This window comes from Pseudomonas sp. JL3, from assembly GCF_031570575.1.
Classification (GTDB): domain Bacteria; phylum Pseudomonadota; class Gammaproteobacteria; order Pseudomonadales; family Pseudomonadaceae; genus Aquipseudomonas; species Aquipseudomonas cucumis.
Genome location: NZ_JAKWJK010000013.1, coordinates 149,382 through 167,149 on the forward strand (window position 1 = coordinate 149,382; position 17,768 = coordinate 167,149).

At 57.1% G+C, this 17,768-nt stretch carries 16 protein-coding genes, 1 tRNA gene and 3 pseudogenes; 9 read left to right on the top strand and 11 right to left on the bottom strand.

Annotated features, from left to right (window positions below; translation table 11 throughout):
* Positions 1 to 87: 87 nt before the first annotated feature.
* From thrC to queA, 10 genes are all read right to left on the bottom strand, one after another.
* Positions 88 to 1,497: a threonine synthase gene (thrC, locus tag MMG91_RS21050; protein WP_305448334.1), complete on the bottom strand. Its 1,410-nt coding sequence runs from the start codon at positions 1,495 to 1,497 to the stop codon at positions 88 to 90.
* Positions 1,498 to 1,563: 66 nt separating this feature from the next.
* A complete protein-coding gene (locus MMG91_RS21055; protein WP_038980216.1) occupies positions 1,564 to 2,868 on the bottom strand; it encodes a homoserine dehydrogenase in 1,305 nt (434 codons plus the stop codon).
* Between the two features lie 132 nt (positions 2,869 to 3,000).
* A complete protein-coding gene (gene dsbC / locus MMG91_RS21060) occupies positions 3,001 to 3,732 on the bottom strand; it encodes a bifunctional protein-disulfide isomerase/oxidoreductase DsbC (protein WP_305448333.1) in 732 nt (243 codons plus the stop codon).
* Positions 3,733 to 3,998: 266 nt separating this feature from the next.
* Positions 3,999 to 4,895: a site-specific tyrosine recombinase XerD gene (gene xerD, locus MMG91_RS21065; RefSeq protein ID WP_310660578.1), complete on the bottom strand. Its 897-nt coding sequence runs from the start codon at positions 4,893 to 4,895 to the stop codon at positions 3,999 to 4,001.
* A gap of 134 nt (positions 4,896 to 5,029) precedes the next feature.
* Entirely contained in the window at positions 5,030 to 5,584 is a 555-nt protein-coding gene (locus tag MMG91_RS21070; protein WP_305504685.1) for a glycine zipper 2TM domain-containing protein, read from the bottom strand.
* A gap of 121 nt (positions 5,585 to 5,705) precedes the next feature.
* Positions 5,706 to 6,620: a protein translocase subunit SecF gene (gene secF, locus MMG91_RS21075; RefSeq protein WP_310660579.1), complete on the bottom strand. Its 915-nt coding sequence runs from the start codon at positions 6,618 to 6,620 to the stop codon at positions 5,706 to 5,708.
* A 9-nt stretch (positions 6,621 to 6,629) separates the two neighbouring features.
* Positions 6,630 to 8,498: a protein translocase subunit SecD gene (gene secD / locus MMG91_RS21080; RefSeq protein ID WP_310660580.1), complete on the bottom strand. Its 1,869-nt coding sequence runs from the start codon at positions 8,496 to 8,498 to the stop codon at positions 6,630 to 6,632.
* A gap of 63 nt (positions 8,499 to 8,561) precedes the next feature.
* On the bottom strand, positions 8,562 to 8,897 hold the full coding sequence (gene yajC / locus MMG91_RS21085) for a preprotein translocase subunit YajC (RefSeq protein WP_007934009.1): 336 nt from the start codon (positions 8,895 to 8,897) through the stop codon (positions 8,562 to 8,564).
* 43 nt (positions 8,898 to 8,940) lie between these two features.
* Entirely contained in the window at positions 8,941 to 10,056 is a 1,116-nt protein-coding gene (gene tgt, locus MMG91_RS21090) for a tRNA guanosine(34) transglycosylase Tgt (protein WP_176466924.1), read from the bottom strand.
* Positions 10,057 to 10,070: 14 nt separating this feature from the next.
* On the bottom strand, positions 10,071 to 11,120 hold the full coding sequence (gene queA / locus MMG91_RS21095; protein ID WP_105344839.1) for a tRNA preQ1(34) S-adenosylmethionine ribosyltransferase-isomerase QueA: 1,050 nt from the start codon (positions 11,118 to 11,120) through the stop codon (positions 10,071 to 10,073).
* Positions 11,121 to 11,227: 107 nt separating this feature from the next.
* Between queA and MMG91_RS21100 the strand changes: the two genes are divergently transcribed.
* From MMG91_RS21100 to MMG91_RS21115, 4 genes and pseudogenes are all read left to right on the top strand, one after another.
* Positions 11,228 to 11,312, top strand: a tRNA-Leu gene (locus MMG91_RS21100).
* Positions 11,313 to 11,625: 313 nt separating this feature from the next.
* Positions 11,626 to 11,877 (top strand): annotated as a pseudogene (locus MMG91_RS29000) (integrase arm-type DNA-binding domain-containing protein); the annotation flags it as partial.
* 77 nt (positions 11,878 to 11,954) lie between these two features.
* Entirely contained in the window at positions 11,955 to 12,785 is an 831-nt protein-coding gene (locus MMG91_RS21110; RefSeq protein WP_310660581.1) for a site-specific integrase, read from the top strand.
* Positions 12,786 to 13,693: 908 nt separating this feature from the next.
* A pseudogene (locus MMG91_RS21115) lies at positions 13,694 to 13,945 on the top strand (integrase); the annotation flags it as partial.
* Here the strand turns inward: MMG91_RS21115 and MMG91_RS21120 are convergent.
* Positions 13,940 to 14,101: pseudogene (locus tag MMG91_RS21120) on the bottom strand (IS5/IS1182 family transposase); the annotation flags it as partial. The pseudogenes MMG91_RS21115 and MMG91_RS21120 overlap by 6 nt on opposite strands.
* Before the next feature lie 482 nt (positions 14,102 to 14,583).
* Here MMG91_RS21120 and MMG91_RS21125 point away from each other — a divergent pair.
* The 5 genes from MMG91_RS21125 to MMG91_RS21145 all read left to right on the top strand — a co-directional run bounded on the left by MMG91_RS21125 (position 14,584) and on the right by MMG91_RS21145 (position 17,767).
* Entirely contained in the window at positions 14,584 to 14,760 is a 177-nt protein-coding gene (locus tag MMG91_RS21125; protein WP_158245990.1) for a hypothetical protein, read from the top strand.
* 92 nt (positions 14,761 to 14,852) lie between these two features.
* On the top strand, positions 14,853 to 16,070 hold the full coding sequence (locus MMG91_RS21130; protein ID WP_310660582.1) for a YcaO-like family protein: 1,218 nt from the start codon (positions 14,853 to 14,855) through the stop codon (positions 16,068 to 16,070).
* The gene (locus tag MMG91_RS21135; protein ID WP_310660583.1) at positions 16,051 to 16,746 is read left to right on the top strand and encodes a TfuA-like protein; all 696 of its coding nucleotides are present in this window, start codon (positions 16,051 to 16,053) and stop codon (positions 16,744 to 16,746) included. The genes MMG91_RS21130 and MMG91_RS21135 overlap by 20 nt, the downstream gene beginning before the upstream one ends.
* Complete coding sequence (locus tag MMG91_RS21140) at positions 16,721 to 17,491, top strand: hypothetical protein (protein WP_310660584.1); 771 nt, start codon at positions 16,721 to 16,723, stop codon at positions 17,489 to 17,491. The genes MMG91_RS21135 and MMG91_RS21140 overlap by 26 nt, the downstream gene beginning before the upstream one ends.
* Positions 17,492 to 17,494: 3 nt before the next feature.
* Entirely contained in the window at positions 17,495 to 17,767 is a 273-nt protein-coding gene (locus MMG91_RS21145) for a MoaD/ThiS family protein (RefSeq protein ID WP_310660585.1), read from the top strand.
* Position 17,768: the final 1 nt, after the last annotated feature.

The window sequence follows — 17,768 nt, forward strand, 5'->3', positions numbered from 1 at the left end:
TTCTTTTACGAAACCCGACAAGTGTGGCATGCAGAAATGAGAAAGCCCGTCAGGAGACGGGCTTCAAAATGTGACAGCTTTTGCCGGTTACAATGGCTTACCGCGGTTGCCATGCTGACTGACAAAGGCCTGCACGGCTTTCAGGTCGTTCGGCAATACGGTGCAACGTTCATCTCGCTCAAACAAATCAGAAAGATGTGCAGGTAGTTCGAGCGCTTTTCCTACACCGGCTTTTTCCACTGCATCCGGGAATTTGACCGGATGGGCCGTGCCCAGGATCACCATCGGGATATCCAGGCTGCGACGGCATTCGCGTGCGGCCTTCACGCCGATGGCAGTGTGCGGGTCCAACAGCTCTCCGGTTTGCTCAAAGACTTCAGCAATGGTTTCGCACGTTTGGGCGTCGTCCACGGCCAGCGAGTCGAACAGTTTGCGTGCTTCGGTCCAGCGTTCCTCTTCGACGCTGAAACCGCCGCCCTGCTTGAAGGTGTCCATCAAACCGGCAATCGCCGCACCGTTGCGGCCGTGCAGGTCGAACAGCAGGCGTTCGAAGTTCGACGAGACCATGATGTCCATGGATGGCGACAGCGTGGCGTGCAGGGTTTCCTTGACGTACTGATTGCCGCTCATGAAGCGGTGCAGGATGTCGTTGCGATTGGTGGCGACGATCAACTGGTTGATCGGCAGGCCCATGTTGCGCGCCAGGTAACCGGCGAAGATATCGCCGAAGTTGCCGGTCGGTACCGAGAACGATACCGAACGCGCCGGGCCGCCCAGTTGCAGGGCTGCGTGGAAGTAGTAAACGATCTGGGCCATGATCCGCGCCCAGTTGATCGAGTTCACCGCCACCAGGCGCGTGCCCTTGAGGAAGCTCTGGTCGGCGAAGCTGGCCTTGACCATTTCCTGGCAGTCATCGAAGTTGCCTTCGATGGCGATGTTGTGGATGTTCTCGCCGAAAATGGTGGTCATCTGGCGACGCTGCACTTCGGACACACGGTTGTGCGGGTGCAGAATGAAGATGTCGACGTTTTCGCAATGCTTGCAACCTTCGATCGCCGCCGAACCGGTGTCGCCGGAGGTAGCGCCAACAATCACCACGCGCTCGCCGCGCTTTTCCAGCACGTAGTCGAGCAGACGACCCAGCAGTTGCAGGGCAAAGTCCTTGAACGCCAGGGTCGGGCCGTGGAACAGCTCCATTACCCATTCGTTGCCATTGAGCTGACGCAGTGGTGCCACGGCGTTGTGGGAAAACACGCCGTACGTTTCTTCAAGAATCTTTTTGAAATCGGCATCAGGGATGCTGCCGGTCACGAACGGGCGCATCACCCGGAAGGCCAGCTCGTGATACGGCAGGCCGGCCCAGGAAGCGATCTCTTCCTGGGTGAAACGTGGCAGGTTTTCCGGCACGTACAGGCCGCCGTCCGTGGCCAAACCTGCCAGCAAGACGTCTTCGAAATTCAGGGCCGGTGCCTGGCCGCGGGTACTGATATAACGCATGACTGGCTCCAATAGACAGTGTTCGCAATGCCGGGCCCGCGTGCGAGCCCGGTGAACGATAACGGCTTAGTTCAGGTGCTCGACGCGGATCCGTACGACCGGGCCGACCACGCCTTCCAAGGCCTCCAGGGCGGTGATCGCGTCGTTCATGTGCTGTTCCAGCACACGGTGCGTCAGCAGGATCATTGGCACCAGACCGTCGTGTTCCTCGACTTCCTTCTGCATGATCGATTCGATGTTGATGCCGCGCTCCGACAGGATACTCGCCACCTGAGCCAGTACGCCCGGATGGTCCTTGGCCTGGATGCGCAGGTAATAGGAGCTTTCGCAGGCCTCGATCGGCAGGATCGGGTGGGCCGACAGCGAATCCGGCTGGAAGGCCAGGTGCGGCACGCGATTTTCCGGGTCGGAGGTCATGGCGCGAACCACGTCCACCAAGTCGGCGATCACCGACGAAGCGGTCGGTTCCATGCCGGCACCAGCACCGTAGAACAGGGTCGAACCCGCGGCGTCACCGTTGACCATCACCGCGTTCATCACGCCGTTGACGTTGGCGATCAAACGATCAGCCGGGATCAACGTCGGGTGCACACGCAGCTCGATGCCGGCCGCGGTGCTGCGCGCCACGCCCAGGTGCTTGATGCGATAGCCCAGCGCTTCGGCGTAGTTCACGTCGGCGGTGGTCAGCTTGGTGATGCCTTCGGTGTAGGCCTTGTCGAATTGCAGCGGAATGCCGAACGCGATGGATGCCAGGATCGTCAGCTTGTGGGCTGCATCGATGCCTTCGACGTCGAAAGTCGGGTCGGCTTCGGCGTAACCCAAAGCTTGCGCCTCGGCGAGGACGTCTTCGAAGGTGCGGCCCTTCTCACGCATTTCGGTGAGGATGAAGTTGCCGGTTCCGTTGATGATCCCGGCCACCCAGTTGATGCGGTTGGCGGAAAGGCCTTCACGGATCGCCTTGATCACCGGAATGCCGCCGGCCACGGCCGCTTCGAACGCCACAATCACGCCCTTCTCGCGAGCCTTGGCGAAAATTTCATTACCGTGAACGGCAATCAGTGCCTTGTTCGCGGTGACCACATGCTTGCCATTCTCGATGGCCTTGAGTACCAGCTCGCGGGCAACGGTGTAGCCGCCCATCAGCTCTATAACGATGTCGATCTCAGGGTTCGTGGCCACTTCGAACACATCGTTGGTAATCGCAATACCGGTCGTCTGGAACTGAGGCTTTGGCGTGCGCATGGCAATTTGTGCCACTTCGATTCCACGCCCGGCACGACGAGCAATTTCCTCGGCGTTGCGCTGAAGTACGTTGAAGGTACCGCCACCGACGGTCCCTAACCCACAGATGCCTACTTTGACCGGTTTCACTGTGAACTCCCCATAAAACGGCCGACTCAAGGCCGGCCGTGAAAACAACCGCATACTCGCGGCTCTCTATTAATGGCCCGACAATGTTGCCGCCAGACCATGATCGTCAAGGCTGACCGTGACGATGCGAAACTATTTCGCGCCCAGTGCCAGTTTGGCGACTTGTGGCGCAGGCTGGTAGCCCGGAATGACCTGTCCGTCGGCCAAAACGATGGCCGGCGTACCGTTCACACCGATCGACTGACCGAGGGCGAACTGTTTGGAAACCGGGTTCTCGCACTTGGCGGCCTTGATTTCCTTGCCATCGACCATCTTGTCCATGGCGGCTTTCTTGTCCTTGGAGCACCACACGGCTTGCAGTTGTTCGTCACCCGGCGAGCCAAGGCCCTGGCGCGGGAATGCAACATAACGCACTTCGATACCCAGCTTGTTCAGCTCCGGCACTTCGGCGTGCAGCTTGTGGCAGTATGGGCAGGTGGTGTCGGTGAAGACAGTGATGTGCGACTTGGTTTCGCCGATAGCCGGGTAGACCACGGTTTCAGCCACTGGAATGTTGTTGATCAGTTTGGAAATGCCCAGGCGCTCGGTCTTCTCGGTCAGGTTGACCGGTTTGCCGTCCTTGAGCTGGAACATATAGCCCTGAACAACGTACTGGCCGTCGGCGCTGGCGTAAAGCACGCGGCTGCCCTTGAGTTTGACTTCGTACAGACCTGGCAGCGGGCTGGCGGTGATGGTTTCGACCGGCACGTCGAGCTTGAGGTTTTCCAGGCTTTTACGAATGGCTTTGTCGGCCGCGTCGTCGGCGACGGCAAAGGTGCTGACCAACGCAATGGCTGCGGCGGCGAAAATCTGGGTCAGACGCATGAGAACTCCTGAAGGCGGACAAATGGGACGATCAGAACACCCGTGCCGAAACACCGGGTCATAACCGCCCATCGTACAAACCGGCAAAGCCTACCACATAAGGCCCGTGTGGCCGACTCCGGCAGACGCAAGACATCGAGGGAGACATAGACCCCTTGTGGGAGCGGGCTTGCCCACGATAGCGGTGTCTCGATCAACACAAATGCTGAATGTACCGGCCTATTCGCGGGCAAGCCCGCTCCCACACAAAGCTGATCTCACAATATTCAACCCCGTGGGTGATGCTTGGCGTGCAGGTCCTGCAAGCGTGCGCGGGCGACGTGAGTATAGATCTGAGTGGTGGAGAGATCGCTGTGGCCGAGCAGCATTTGCACCACTCGAAGGTCGGCACCGTGATTGAGCAAGTGCGTGGCAAAGGCATGACGCAGGGTGTGCGGCGACAACGACTTGCCGATCCCCGCGACCTTGGCCTGGTGCTTGATGCGATGCCAGAAGGTCTGGCGGGTCATCTGCTCGCCACGAAGGCTGGGGAACAGCACATCGCTGGGACGCCCGCCCAGCAGCTCGCCACGGGCATCGCGCATGTAGCGCTCGACCCAGACAATCGCCTCCTCGCCCATCGGCACCAGCCGCTCCTTGCTGCCCTTACCCATCACTCGCAGCACGCCCTGGCGCAGGTTGACCTGCTCCAGCGTCAAGCTGATCAGCTCCGTGACTCGCAAACCACAGGCATAAAGCACCTCAAGCATGGCGCGGTCACGCTGACCGATGGCTTCGCCCAAGTCTGGCGCGGCCAGTAACGCTTCCACGTCGGCTTCCGACAAGGATTTAGGCAACGGCCTACCCAATTGCGGCATATCGACGCGCAAGGTCGGATCGACAGCGATCAGCTTTTCCCGCAGCAAATAGCGATAAAAGCCACGCACACCAGAGAGAAATCGCGCAGTAGAACGGGGTTTGTAGTTTTGCTCCAGGCGCCAGGCCAAGTGATCGAGGATCAACTCGCGACCGGCGTTGATCAGTTCCAGACCTTTCTCCTGCAACCAACCGTTGAACAGGGCCAGGTCACTGCGATAGGCATCGCGGGTGTTATCGGAAAGGCCTTTTTCCAGCCACAGGGCGTCAAGGAACTGGTCTATCAGGGGATGATCAATGGCAGGCATGGGGTCTCATACAGGCAGGCGTAAGGTCACGAAAAATGAAGAGTCTTTCATAGCACGTTGGCGGTGACACATAAAATTCAGGCACAAAAAAAGCATCCCCTGCGGGATGCTTCTTTTTGCGTGAGGCGCTCAGCTTATTGTTGAGCCGGTTCGTTCTGCCCCAAGATCAACTTGCCTTCCTTGTCGACCGGAATCTGGTTGCCCGGATCGCGATCCATCCGCACTTTGCCTTCCTTGCCGTCCAGCGAATAACGAACGTCGTAGCCTACAACCTTGTCGCTGATGTCATTCACGGTGTTACAGCGGGTTTGAGTGGTGGTGTAGGTATCACGCTCCTGCATGCCTTCCTGCACCTTGTTGCCCGCATAACCGCCGCCGACCGCACCGGCCACTGTGGCGATTTTCTTGCCTGTACCACCGCCGATCTGGTTGCCTAACAGGCCACCTGCCAGCGCGCCGACCACCGTACCGGCGATCTGATGTTGATCTTTTACCGGCGCTTGCCGGGTAACCGTAACGTCCTTGCACACTTCACGTGGAGTCTTGATTTGTGTCTTGACCGGTTCAACGGCTAGAACTTGCGCATACTCAGGGCCGCTTTTTTTGACCAGGCTGTAGGTGGCAACAGCCCCCCCGGCCGTCACACCAACAGCACCCAATACTGCACCAACCAGCATCGACTTGTTCACATGAACCTCCTGACCATCACATGCGGGACATGCCCGCGCTTCTCCCAGCCTTGGAGCATAAAAAAAGGCGCGAGTTCAATACTCGCGCCTTCTCGGGCTACAGCTGGAAAAGCGCTAACCGTTATGGACGGTCGTCGACTTCCGTCTCGGCCACCGCAGTAGGAATCAGGTCCTCGCTGCTCAAGCTCAGCCAGATCAGCACCACGTTAGCGATGTAGATCGACGAGTAAGTACCCGCCAGAACACCGATGAACAATGCAGTGGAGAAGCCGAACAGGTTGTCGCCACCGAAGAACAACAGGGCCCCGATCGCCAGCAAGGTGGAGATCGACGTCGCCATGGTCCGCAGCAGGGTTTGCGTGGTCGAGATGTTGATGTTCTCGATCAGGCTGGCCTTGCGCAGTACCCTGAAGTTCTCACGAACCCGGTCGAATACCACGATGGTGTCGTTGAGCGAGTAACCGATGATCGCCAGCACCGCCGCCAGTACCGTCAGGTCGAAGGTGATCTGGAAGAACGACAGGATACCGATGGTCACGATCACGTCGTGGATCAAGGACACGATCGCACCGACCGCAAACTTCCACTGAAAGCGGAAAGCCAGGTAGATCAAAATACCGCCCAGCGCCATCAGCATGCCGAGGCCGCCCTGATCGCGCAGCTCTTCACCGACCTGCGGGCCGACATACTCGACGCGCTTGACCACCGCAGGGTTGTCGCCACCGACCTTCTGCAAGGCCTCGGCCACCTGGTGACCCAGCTGCGGGTCTTCACCTGGCATACGCACCAGCAAATCGGTAGTCGCACCGAAGCTCTGTACGATCGCCTCGTTATAACCCGATGCAACCAACTGCTCACGCACTTTGGTGACGTCGGCCGGACGCTCGTAGGTCAGCTCGATGAGCGTACCGCCGGTGAAGTCCAGCCCCCAGTTCATGCCCTTGGTGGCGACACTGAACAGAGCCAGAACGGTAAGGAACAATGTGACGCCGAACGCAACGTTGCGAACGCCCATGAAGTTGATTGTACGTAACATGGCAGCCCCTTAAATCCACAACTTCTTGAAGTCACGACCGCCGAAGATCAGGTTGACCATCGCGCGGGTCACCATGATGGCCGTGAACATCGAGGTAAAGATCCCGAGGGACATGGTCACTGCGAAGCCTTTGACCGGGCCGGTGCCCATGGCAAAGAGAATCCCGCCGACCAACAAGGTTGTCAGGTTGGCGTCGAGAATCGCGGTAAATGCCCGGCCGAAGCCTTCGTTGATTGCCCGCTGCACGCTCATGCCGGCCGCAATCTCTTCACGTATCCGCGAGAAAATCAGTACGTTGGCGTCGACCGCCATACCCATGGTCAACACGATACCGGCGATACCCGGCAGGGTCAGCGTGGCACCCAGCAGCGACATCAAGGCCAGCAGCATCACCATGTTCACCGTCAGCGCGACGGTGGCGATGAGGCCGAAGAAGCGGTAGATGGCCATGATGAACAGCGAGACAAACAGCATCCCCCACAGCGATGCATCGATACCTTTGGTGATGTTGTCAGCACCCAGGCTTGGGCCGATGGTACGTTCTTCAGCGAAGTACATCGGTGCCGCCAGACCACCGGCACGCAATAGCAGCGCCAGTTCGGACGATTCGCCCTGGCCGTTCAGGCCAGTGATGCGGAACTGGGCACCCAGCGGCGACTGGATGGTCGCTAGGCTGATGATCTTCTTCTCTTCTTTAAACGTCTGAACCGGTACGTCTTTCTCGACGCCGTTGACCACTTGCCTGGTGTAAGTGGTGACAGGACGTTGTTCGATAAAGATCACCGCCATGCTGCGACCGACATTGTTGCGAGTCGCACGACTCATCAGCTCGCCACCGTGGCCATCCAGACGGATGTTCACTTCTGGCGTGCCTTGCTCGCCGAAGCCAGCCTTGGCGTCAGTTACCTGGTCACCGGTGATGATCAGGCCACGTTCGATCAGCGCCGGAGGACGATTGCCTTCACGGAACTCGAACGATTCGGAAGTGGCTTTCGAAGCGCCAGGCTCAGCCGCCAGACGGAACTCAAGGTTGGCCGTCTTGCCGAGGATACGCTTGGCTTCTGCAGTGTCTTGCACGCCCGGCAGCTCAACCACGATGCGGTTGGCGCCTTGGCGCTGAACGATAGGTTCGGCAACACCCAGCTCGTTGACGCGGTTACGTACCGTGGTCAAGTTCTGCTTGATGGAGTATTCGCGGATTTCCGCCAGCTTGGCCGGGGTCATCGCCAGACGCAGTACCGGTTGGCCATTGAGGTCGGCCGGAACAATGTCGAAATCGTTGAAGTTCTTGCGAATCAGCGCACGCGCTTCTTCACGGGCTGCTTCATCAGTGAAGCCCAACTGAATGGCACCGCCCAGTTGCGGCAGGCTGCGATAGCGCAGACGCTCTTTACGCAACAGGCTCTTGACGTCGCCTTCGTAGACTTTCAGGCGTGCATCGAGGGCTTTGTCCATGTCCACTTCCAGCAGGAAGTGCACACCACCGGACAAGTCCAGACCCAGCTTCATCGGGTGCGCGCCAAGGTTGCGCAGCCATTGCGGAGTGGTTTGTGCCAGGTTCAGTGCAACGACGTAGTCATCACCCAATGCCTTGCGCACGACGTCTTTGGCTGGCAGCTGATCTTCAGCCTTGGTCAGACGGATCAGACCGCCCTTGCCGCCCGCAGCCAAGGTGGCCGCCTTGACGTTGATCCCGGATTCCTTGAGCGCGGTGCTCACACGATCCAGATCAGCCTGAGTGACCTGCAGTGCAGTGCTTGCACCGCTGACCTGAATGGCCGGGTCATCAGGGTATAGATTGGGAGCGGAATAAATCAGACCGATCGCCAGCACCGCCAGGATCAGAATGTATTTCCACAGAGGGTATTTGTTCAGCATCACGCCGCCCGCTTATGACGCGGGGCGCCTTGCGCGCCCCGTCGATTGAGTAGAAGTTGAAACTTAGATCGCTTTGAGCGTGCCTTTTGGCAGCGTGGCGGCGATGGCGCCTTTCTGGAACTTCATTTCAACAGTGTCGGAAACTTCCAGAACCACGAAGTCGTCGGACACTTTGGTGATCTTGCCGGCGATACCACCGGTGGTCACAACTTCGTCACCTTTTTGCAGGCTGCTCAGCAGGTTCTTCTGCTCTTTGGCGCGCTTGGCCTGTGGACGCCAGATCATCAGGTAGAAGATGACCAGGAAACCGACCAGGAAAATCCACTCAAAGCCGCCGCCCATTGGGCCAGCAGCAGGTGCAGCGGCGTCAGCCATGGCATTAGAGATAAAAAAGCTCATTTAGCACTCCAGTTGCAAATGTTGAATCTTGGGGTCAGAAAACTCAGTCCAAAGGCGGAACAGGTAGCCCGCGTTTGGCGTAGAAGGCATCGACAAAGGCGGCCAATGTACCCTGTTGAATAGCCTCGCGCAAACCAGCCATAAGCACCTGGTAATGGCGCAAATTGTGGATGGTATTCAACATGCTACCCAGCATTTCGCCGCACTTGTCCAGATGATGCAGATAAGCACGGGAGAAGTTCTGGCAGGTGTAGCAATCGCAGGTTGGATCCAGCGGCGAATCATCATGGCGATGGAACGCGTTACGGATCTTCAGCACGCCTGTATCAATGAACAGATGCCCGTTGCGGGCATTACGGGTTGGCATCACGCAATCGAACATGTCCACACCGCGGCGCACACCCTCAACCAGATCTTCCGGTTTGCCAACGCCCATAAGGTAACGAGGTTTGTCAGCCGGCATCTGGCCCGGCAGGTAATCCAGCACCTTGATCATCTCGTGCTTCGGCTCGCCCACCGACAGACCGCCGATGGCCAGGCCATCGAAGCCGATCTTGTCGAGGCCTTCCAGGGAGCGCATGCGCAAATCCTGGTGCATGCCGCCCTGAACGATGCCGAACAGCGCTGCCGTGTTGTCGCCATGGGCTTCTTTCGAACGCTTGGCCCAACGCAATGACAGCTCCATCGATACGCGAGCGACGTCTTCATCGGCCGGGTACGGGGTGCATTCGTCAAAGATCATCACGATGTCCGAGCCCAGGTCACGCTGGACCTGCATCGACTCTTCCGGGCCCATGAACACTTTGGCGCCGTCGACCGGAGAAGCGAAGGTCACGCCCTCCTCCTTGATCTTGCGCATCGCGCCCAGGCTGAACACCTGAAAACCACCGGAGTCGGTCAGAATCGGGCCTTTCCACTGCATGAAATCGTGCAGGTCGCCGTGCTTCTTGATCACTTCGGTGCCAGGACGCAGCCACAAGTGGAAGGTGTTACCCAGAATGATTTCCGCGCCGGTGGCGACGATATCCCGCGGCAGCATGCCCTTGACCGTGCCATACGTGCCCACTGGCATGAACGCCGGGGTCTCGACGGTACCGCGCGGGAAGGTCAAACGACCGCGACGCGCCTTGCCGTCAGTAGCAAGCAACTCAAACGACATACGACTTTGGCGACTCATTCTTTGTCCTCAGGGCCACGTGGTGCGGGATTACGGGTGATAAACATCGCATCACCGTAGCTGAAAAAGCGGTATTCGTTGTCGACGGCGGCTTTATAAGCGGCCATGGTCTCCGGATAACCGGCAAACGCCGAAACCAGCATCAACAGCGTGGATTCGGGCAAATGGAAATTGGTGACCAGGGCATCGACCACATGAAACGGCCGGCCTGGGTAGATAAAGATGTCGGTATCGCCACTGAACGGCTTGAGCACGCCATCGCGCGCGGCGCTTTCCAGGGAACGCACGCTGGTGGTCCCCACGGCCACCACGCGACCACCGCGAGCGCGGCAGGCTGCGACGGCATCGACCACGTCCTGACCGACTTCCAGCCACTCACTGTGCATGTGGTGATCTTCAATCTTCTCCACGCGCACCGGCTGGAAGGTGCCGGCGCCGACGTGCAAGGTCACGAACGCAGTCTCGATGCCCTTGGCGGCAATCGCCTCCATCAGCGGCTGATCGAAATGCAGCCCCGCCGTCGGCGCCGCCACCGCGCCCAGGCGCTCGGCGTACACCGTCTGATAACGCTCGCGGTCCGAGCCTTCATCCGGGCGGTCTATATAAGGAGGCAACGGCATGTGCCCGACACGGTCGAGCAGCGGCAACACCTCTTCGGCAAACCCCAGCTCGAACAACGCATCGTGACGCGCCAGCATCTCGGCCTCGCCACCGCCGTCGATCAAGATCTTCGAACCCGGCTTCGGCGACTTGCTGGAACGCACATGCGCCAGCACGCGATGACTGTCGAGCACCCGCTCCACCAGGATTTCCAGCTTGCCGCCGGAAGCCTTCTGGCCAAACAGCCGCGCCGGAATCACCCGGGTATTGTTGAACACCATCAAATCGCCTGGGCGCAAATGCTCAAGCAAATCAGTGAATTGACGGTGTGCCAGGGCGCCGCTGACCCCGTCCAGGGTCAACAGGCGACTACCGCGACGCTCGGCCAAAGGATGGCGGGCGATCAGCGAATCAGGGAGCTCAAAAGTAAAGTCAGCAACGCGCATGATGGGGTTCGTCTAGCAGGGCCGGGAAGTCTAGCGGAAATATCAAAAATTCTCCATGTACCTGATTGACCGACGGTTATCTCATCTCTATACTTCGCCGCCATTGAGCCCTGATGGCGGAATTGGTAGACGCGGCGGATTCAAAATCCGTTTTCGAAAGGAGTGGGAGTTCGAGTCTCCCTCGGGGCACCATTTGCAGTACATAGACGACTACCAGCGTCTACGCAACATCCCTAGAGCCCGCTAACTGCGGGCTTTTTGGTCTCTGGGGTTCCATCCCCGTCCCTTGCAAGCCAGCCTCTTTTTGGTACATTTTCTGTACAGATTCCAGTTCGAGAACCGGAGGTGTACAGCCATGCCCCTCACTGCCTTGCAAGTCAAAGCGTCCAAGCCTGCCGACAAGCAATACACGCTGAGTGATAGTTCGGGTCTTGCCCTTCTAGTCCAGCCGAACGGCCACTAGTACTGGCATTTCCGATACTCGTATCATGGTCGCCCGGCGCGCATGTCATTGGGCGTCTACCCGAGCATCTCCTTGCAGGAAGCTCGCGAACGGGCTGCCGAATGCCGCAAGCTGCTCAAGGAAGGGACCAATCCTGGAGCCAAACGCCGGGATGACAAGCAGCAGCAACGGGAGGCTGGGCTCAACACCTTCAGACGAGCTACGGAGTACTGGTATCAGTTCAAGGCCGACTCCGGCCGCAGCCATGCGACGCTAAAGAAGATTCGCGACTACCTCGACAAGGATCTGCTACCGGCACTCGGCGAGATGCAGCTGGAACACATTACTCGTGCCGACTGCGCGAAGTTGCAGGCCAGCGCGGGGCGTTCAATGTGGCAGACAAGGCGCGGACCTGGCTCAAGCAGATTTTCAGTCAGGCGATTGCGCGGGGGTTGTGCGAACACAATCCGGCCTCAGAACTTCATGCCATCGCGTTGGCGCCGCCTTCCCCTGAGCACTATCCGCATTTACGTGAAAGCGAGCTGCCGGAATTTCTTCAGGCGCTGAGCAAGACCACCAGCCGGTTGCCGTCGAGGATGGCTTCGTGGATGGCAATACTGACGGCGAGCCGACCCGGCATGGTTCGGTATGCGACGTGGGATGAAATCGATTTTGAAGAAGGGACGTGGACCATACCGGCTGAACGCATGAAGATGCGCCGGGACTATGTCAGCCCCCTGCCCCATCAACTGATCGCGATGCTGATCAAGCTGCACCAATGCACTGGACGCAGCCGCTACCTGTTTCCGGGTAGTGGCGAGAAACGGCCCGTCATCAGCGAGAACACGATCAATCTGGTGTTTGCCAAGATTGGCTATAAAGGGCGGATGGTGAGCCATGGCGTTCGCCACACCGCGAGCACGCTGCTGCGCGAACATGGGTGGCTGAAGGATCATGTTGAAAGTCAACTGGCTCATGTCGAGGGTGGCATTGCTGGGGAGTACAACCAGGCGCTGTACCTTACGCAACGGCGGATCATGATGCAGTGGTATGCCGATTATCTCGATGCGCTCAGGGTTGGAATTACGGCGAGCCTGCGGGATCAGTTTGATACGCGGGTTAATCAGTTTCTGTCGCGTAAGTCTTCGGAGCTTCTCGGGGTCAACGCGGTCGGTGACGGCATCAGCGCCTTGGAAGATGAGCGTGGCGCATTCCAGCGCTAACACGTCAGTGAAATCTCCACAGCTTTGCCTTCCACGCGGGCCCTTCCAAGCAGGGCTGCAAAGCCGCCCTGCTTGGAAGGGCCTCACTTGAAAGATCTAAAAATCAGCGTAACTGTCTTCTAGAAACCAAGGATTTCCATAGACAGCTTATGCCATTCGCAGCAGCAGAATTCTCAAAAAATCGAGCCTTGACCCTGTCTATCAGCGAGCGTAGAAAAGATCGGGCAAAGCGCTGTCGTCGACAGCAACCCAGGTAGCCAGAACCTTTAAGGCTACGCCACACGGTGGTGGTTCTCCCCAAGTGCGATAAGCGTCCGGCGGCTCGCACGGTCACAGCGATGTGATGGATGCCTACTTTTACCAGTGTGCCCACTGCGGCAACTTCCCCCTTTCATAGCTGCCCTGCAGCAACCTATCCGCTTGGCCATTTCCTTGCGCCAACCTGCGCCCGTCTCTTTCTCCCGGAAAGAGACGGGCGCTCCTACCGCTGCTGCAGTCCACCTCGTACAAGGCTTTGCGGCATTCCCCCTCGTGACAATCGGCGTGACAAACACCGAAGTCACCAGCAGCAGCGATGCAGATGATGGTGCCGCAGCCCACGGAATGGACTGCACCTGACTGACAGTCAGGCATGCTCCGGTCATCGCCTCACTGCCTTCCCCCGACTCAGGATCTCGCGGCATTGGTCTCGTCAGCCAGTGCAGCCTCCACCCGCCCACTTCTTCGGAAGTGTTCAGGAGGTCAGATCAAGAGATGCCCAAGCTCCCGGTCGTAAGGAGCCGCCAGTCCCGCGTTAGTGGACAACCCTCACCGGTCGCAGGGGCCTTGATCCCTGATAACACTCAACATTCTTGGCGGGATGACGTGGGGAAAATTTTAAAAGTTTTGGCTTTGAGAGGAGTTCGATCATGGCACTGGTGGGCAGGCGAGATGGACGCAATTTTGGCTATGGTCGGCAGTTGAGCTATGCCGGGCCGCAGGTGTTGCGCGATCTGTTTAGCGGCGGGCATTACGGCACGGTCAGAGCGCACAGTGATCGCTGGCAGGCATTTGTACGCTGGTGTCGGTCGGAGGATGGGCCAGGGTTCAACGATGCGCGGCAGATTGATCGGCAGACCTTGTTGGTCTATGCCGAACATCTGCGTCAGCAAGTTGATCGATTGTGAGAAGAGGTTGAGGTTACGGCAGCGAACTACGAATTGCCGGCAGATGCTGCGGACGGCTTTGCCGTTGTCCTTGCGAAAGTCAGCAATGGTTTTGAAGTCCGGAGCCAAGCGCCCAGTTAGCCACATCAACTCGGCATTGCGCTGTCTTTCAGATGCTCCGCAACGCGTTTCTGTGAGGATGGCGATAAAACCGGTCATGGTGGAGAGCAGCAGCCCGACGTAAGGCAATTTCTCGGTGATAGCGGCACGTTTTATCAGCCGAGGTTCGGCGGTGACAGGGCGGCCATCACAGTTGCAGCCCCTTTCGGTCAATTGCGCTGGCGATTGTACAAAAGCCGCACCACTTCACCAGTCTCATTGCACCGGCTAGAAATTTTAAAAACTGCTGAGTTCATTCAATCGATGGAGACCAATCCCGCTACCGCATGTGTCATTGCTATTTGTGCGTGGAGCGCACAAGTCTTTTGTGATCAATGTTTAAAGTAACTTGGCAACACTTCACAGAGATATAAATACGCAACAATATTAAGCCAGTAAATATTGGTTTGACATTGACTCTATGACCTGCCAAAACTTATAGGTGTTGCGCAACAAACTTTCTTAAACGCAATACTACGGACAGGACTAAGAATATGGACTCTCTAGTTAATGATGTAACCTTCGAGCTTGAACTGGACACAGAAACTGCGGAGAAATTCTCCGTCATTCTGAACGATGAAAGCCTGATGCACGCAGGTTTTGTGGCACATCAGTCAAACAACAACGTGTTGACGCTGGCTCTGGCTGAAGACGTAAAAATCGCAGCCTGAAAAAACGGGAGGGAATTAAATTCCCTCCCGTTTTTTATTGTGTCGAACATGATGCTTATTTTAAATATTTCATCACTCAAAGGTGACCAAATATGCAAAGGCTTAGTTCGAGCCTTCGTCGCCGCAGTGCCGAAGAAACATTGAAAATTATTGTCAATGATATTGCCCCGCGTTTGGGCATTACCCGAGTGACCGATACAACCTGGCTGGACCGCATCGGCATTCCGGTGTTTGCCAGTATACGACCCGATGCATTGAAGGGTTCGCTGTGTGTAAATGCTGGTAAAGGCCTCAGATCAGCAGAAGCCAAGATAGGCGCGTACATGGAAGCCATTGAGTTCAGCCTTGCGCAATACAACACGGCGCAACTGAAACTGTTAAAAACCACGCCGAGAAAACTCATTGAAAGCCACGAAGGACGAATAGCGTTCAATCAGTTCTGCATGTTGTATGGCTTCTCTGCCGACGCCGATTCGCTCATCATGGCCATCGAAGCTGAAGATGTATTGCGCCAGCAAAAGGTGCTTGCACCGGCCGAATTGGTGTTCATTCCATACCCCGAAAACCCCGGGCAACAACTCTTTGGGGAAAGCTCCAGTGGCCTGGCGTCAGGCAATGACTTGGTCGAAGCCTCGGTACACGCTGTTTGCGAACTCATGGAGCGCGATGTTCAAGCCTTTAATCACCTGCATGACCGCTCCTGCCTCATCAATCTGGACCGCTACAGTGCAGAAATCGACGCCCTGATCAATAAAATCAATGACGCGGGGTTGAGCCTGTCGGTTCGTTACACCGAGAACTGTTTTGGCCTGGCCTACTTTCAGGCTTTTATCATGGAAGAGTCCTCCCAGGCGCCTATCTCTGTGGCCACCGGTTCAGGGTTGCATCCCATCAAGGAAATCGCCTTGATCCGGGCCATCTGCGAGGCGGCCCAAAGCCGTTTAAGCCACATACACGGCGGCCGGGACGACATCATCGAGCGCGTCAAATATTTCGAGAAAAAGGGCCGTTCGGCCGAACTTCAGGCCATCTCTCGCTTGCGTACCGTGGCGGTCTCCCGGGACCAGATGATCGATTATTCCTCCATCGACTGCCAGGAAGCCGCAATCCCCACGATCGAATCGGCCTGGGAGTTGCTGATCGAGCGGTTGCAGCGCGTCGGGCTCAGTACCGTGCTAAGGATCTTGCTCAGCAAAACGACGGACGACATCACTGTGGTCAGAATTATTATTCCGGGGCTTGAAGCCTTTGAACCCGGCTTGAAAAGGGTCGGTCCGAGGTTAAGTACGTATGTCAAACAAAGCGCTTGAGATTTGCACACTGTTTGCTGGCCCCTCCCTGCAAGGAATAGACAGTCAATTGCTGGGCGGTGTGGTGATACACCCACCCGTCAAACGCGGCGATATCGAACGGTTGGTGGCGCAAAATCCCCCTTCAAACCTCGCCATTGTCGATGGTGTATTCCATGCACATCCCGCCGTCGGCCATGCCGAGATACTCGACGCCCTGGGCGCGGGCTGGCGCATTTGGGGATTGTCATCCATGGGCGCCATTCGCGCCTGTGAAATGGATACGTTGGGAGTGACAGGTTTTGGTGAAGTGTATCGACAATTCGCCAGCGACCCGGACATGTCCGACGACGAAGTGACCCTGATACATCAAGCACAAGAGCCTTTTCTTTCACTTAGCGAACCACTTATTCATATCAGGACGTTTTTGAGTACGTGGGCGTCTGAACAGATCATTACGCCAGCACAAGAACAACACGTACTTCACTATCTGAAAAACATGTGGTACGGAAATCGAACACTAAGTTGTTTGAAAGAGGCCTTGCTGGCACTCCCTATCGCGGTAGAAAAAATAGACAGCGCCTTGGCCAACTTTTCTGCCTACAGAATAAAGAGCCTGGACTTGATCGACTTTCTCAAACTGAAACCATGGACGAGGACGGTAAAACAGAATGTCGCCATCAGAGATACTGTGTGAAATAAACGGTTTGCCCTTTGTGCACCCGATGTTCAACAGCATAAAACTTTTAACGCTTGTTGCTGTTGTGCGTAAAAATATCGAGGGCGGCGAGTTGCCTTTAACCGCCTATTTGCAACCGGACTTTGCCACCGCCCTGTATAACCGGCATGTCGAAGGCGCACCCGAGTTTCCACCCCATCAAACGCTCGGTAACGCCGAGCAGGTCATGTTGGCCGAAGCGAAGAGCAACCTCAAAGCCTTGCTGCCGGAATGGACCGGGCTATTGGACCTGCCGGTTAAAATATATAAGTTGCTGACTCAACAAGTCAGCCTGACCAATCCCGTGCTGCCGCAACAAATGTTTCTGGGCGAAGATGCGTTTACCAGCATTACGGACCTTGAAGAGTTACTGGTGCATGAACTGTCCCATATCTGGTCCAGTTTGATCGCCGAGATTTACGACTTCCAGCTCAAGGACAGTTCGAACAGTTACATACTGCCCTCAGGCACCGGCGGCAAGAACCCCAGGGGTGTTTTGCTGGCGTGTCTTTTTGCGGTCAGCGCCGTTAACTACCACCAGCGGTTGCTGGCCAGCGGTTCGGTGCGAGCTCGTCCCGAACGACTCGATTTCTTGCACCAGTATTTTCTCAAAAGCCTGGCCACTCTCCAGGCTTCGGCCGAACTGTCCGAAATCGGAAAACTAATTACCTCCAGGCTGGATGCGTTTTCCAGCGACCTGACCACTGACACCGTTCAAGGATGACCCATGGCAGTCGTACACTTTCCCCGGCAATTCATGTCGTACACCGATCAGCATAAAACACACGCCACCGAGGGCCTGTGTGTCAGCGATGTACTCAACAACCTGACTGCACGGTTTCCCGACCTGATTGGCCCGGTCTTCTCTGAGGACCTGTACCCGCTGCCGTTCGTGGGGTTGTTCGTCGACGGCATGCCCGTGACCAGTGAGCATGACCGCCGTTGTCCCCTGGACAGAAACGCGCAATTGATTCTGATCAACGCCGTGGCAGGTGGCTGAC

Excerpts from the sequence above, each read along its gene's own strand:
- dsbC (WP_305448333.1), bottom strand. The coding sequence starts at position 3,732 with ATGCGTCTGACCCAGATTTTCGCCGCCGCAGCCATTGCGTTGGTCAGC.
- MMG91_RS21145 (WP_310660585.1), top strand. The coding sequence starts at position 17,495 with ATGGCAGTCGTACACTTTCCCCGGCAATTCATGTCGTACACCGATCAG.
- xerD (WP_310660578.1), bottom strand. The coding sequence starts at position 4,895 with ATGCCTGCCATTGATCATCCCCTGATAGACCAGTTCCTTGACGCCCTG.
- secF (WP_310660579.1), bottom strand. The coding sequence starts at position 6,620 with ATGTTACGTACAATCAACTTCATGGGCGTTCGCAACGTTGCGTTCGGC.
- tgt (WP_176466924.1), bottom strand. The coding sequence starts at position 10,056 with ATGTCGTTTGAGTTGCTTGCTACTGACGGCAAGGCGCGTCGCGGTCGT.
- secD (WP_310660580.1), bottom strand. The coding sequence starts at position 8,498 with ATGCTGAACAAATACCCTCTGTGGAAATACATTCTGATCCTGGCGGTG.
- MMG91_RS21135 (WP_310660583.1), top strand. The coding sequence starts at position 16,051 with ATGTCAAACAAAGCGCTTGAGATTTGCACACTGTTTGCTGGCCCCTCC.
- thrC (WP_305448334.1), bottom strand. The coding sequence starts at position 1,497 with ATGCGTTATATCAGTACCCGCGGCCAGGCACCGGCCCTGAATTTCGAA.
- queA (WP_105344839.1), bottom strand. The coding sequence starts at position 11,120 with ATGCGCGTTGCTGACTTTACTTTTGAGCTCCCTGATTCGCTGATCGCC.
- MMG91_RS21130 (WP_310660582.1), top strand. The coding sequence starts at position 14,853 with ATGCAAAGGCTTAGTTCGAGCCTTCGTCGCCGCAGTGCCGAAGAAACA.
- MMG91_RS21140 (WP_310660584.1), top strand. The coding sequence starts at position 16,721 with ATGTCGCCATCAGAGATACTGTGTGAAATAAACGGTTTGCCCTTTGTG.
- MMG91_RS21125 (WP_158245990.1), top strand. The coding sequence starts at position 14,584 with ATGGACTCTCTAGTTAATGATGTAACCTTCGAGCTTGAACTGGACACA.
- yajC (WP_007934009.1), bottom strand. The coding sequence starts at position 8,897 with ATGAGCTTTTTTATCTCTAATGCCATGGCTGACGCCGCTGCACCTGCT.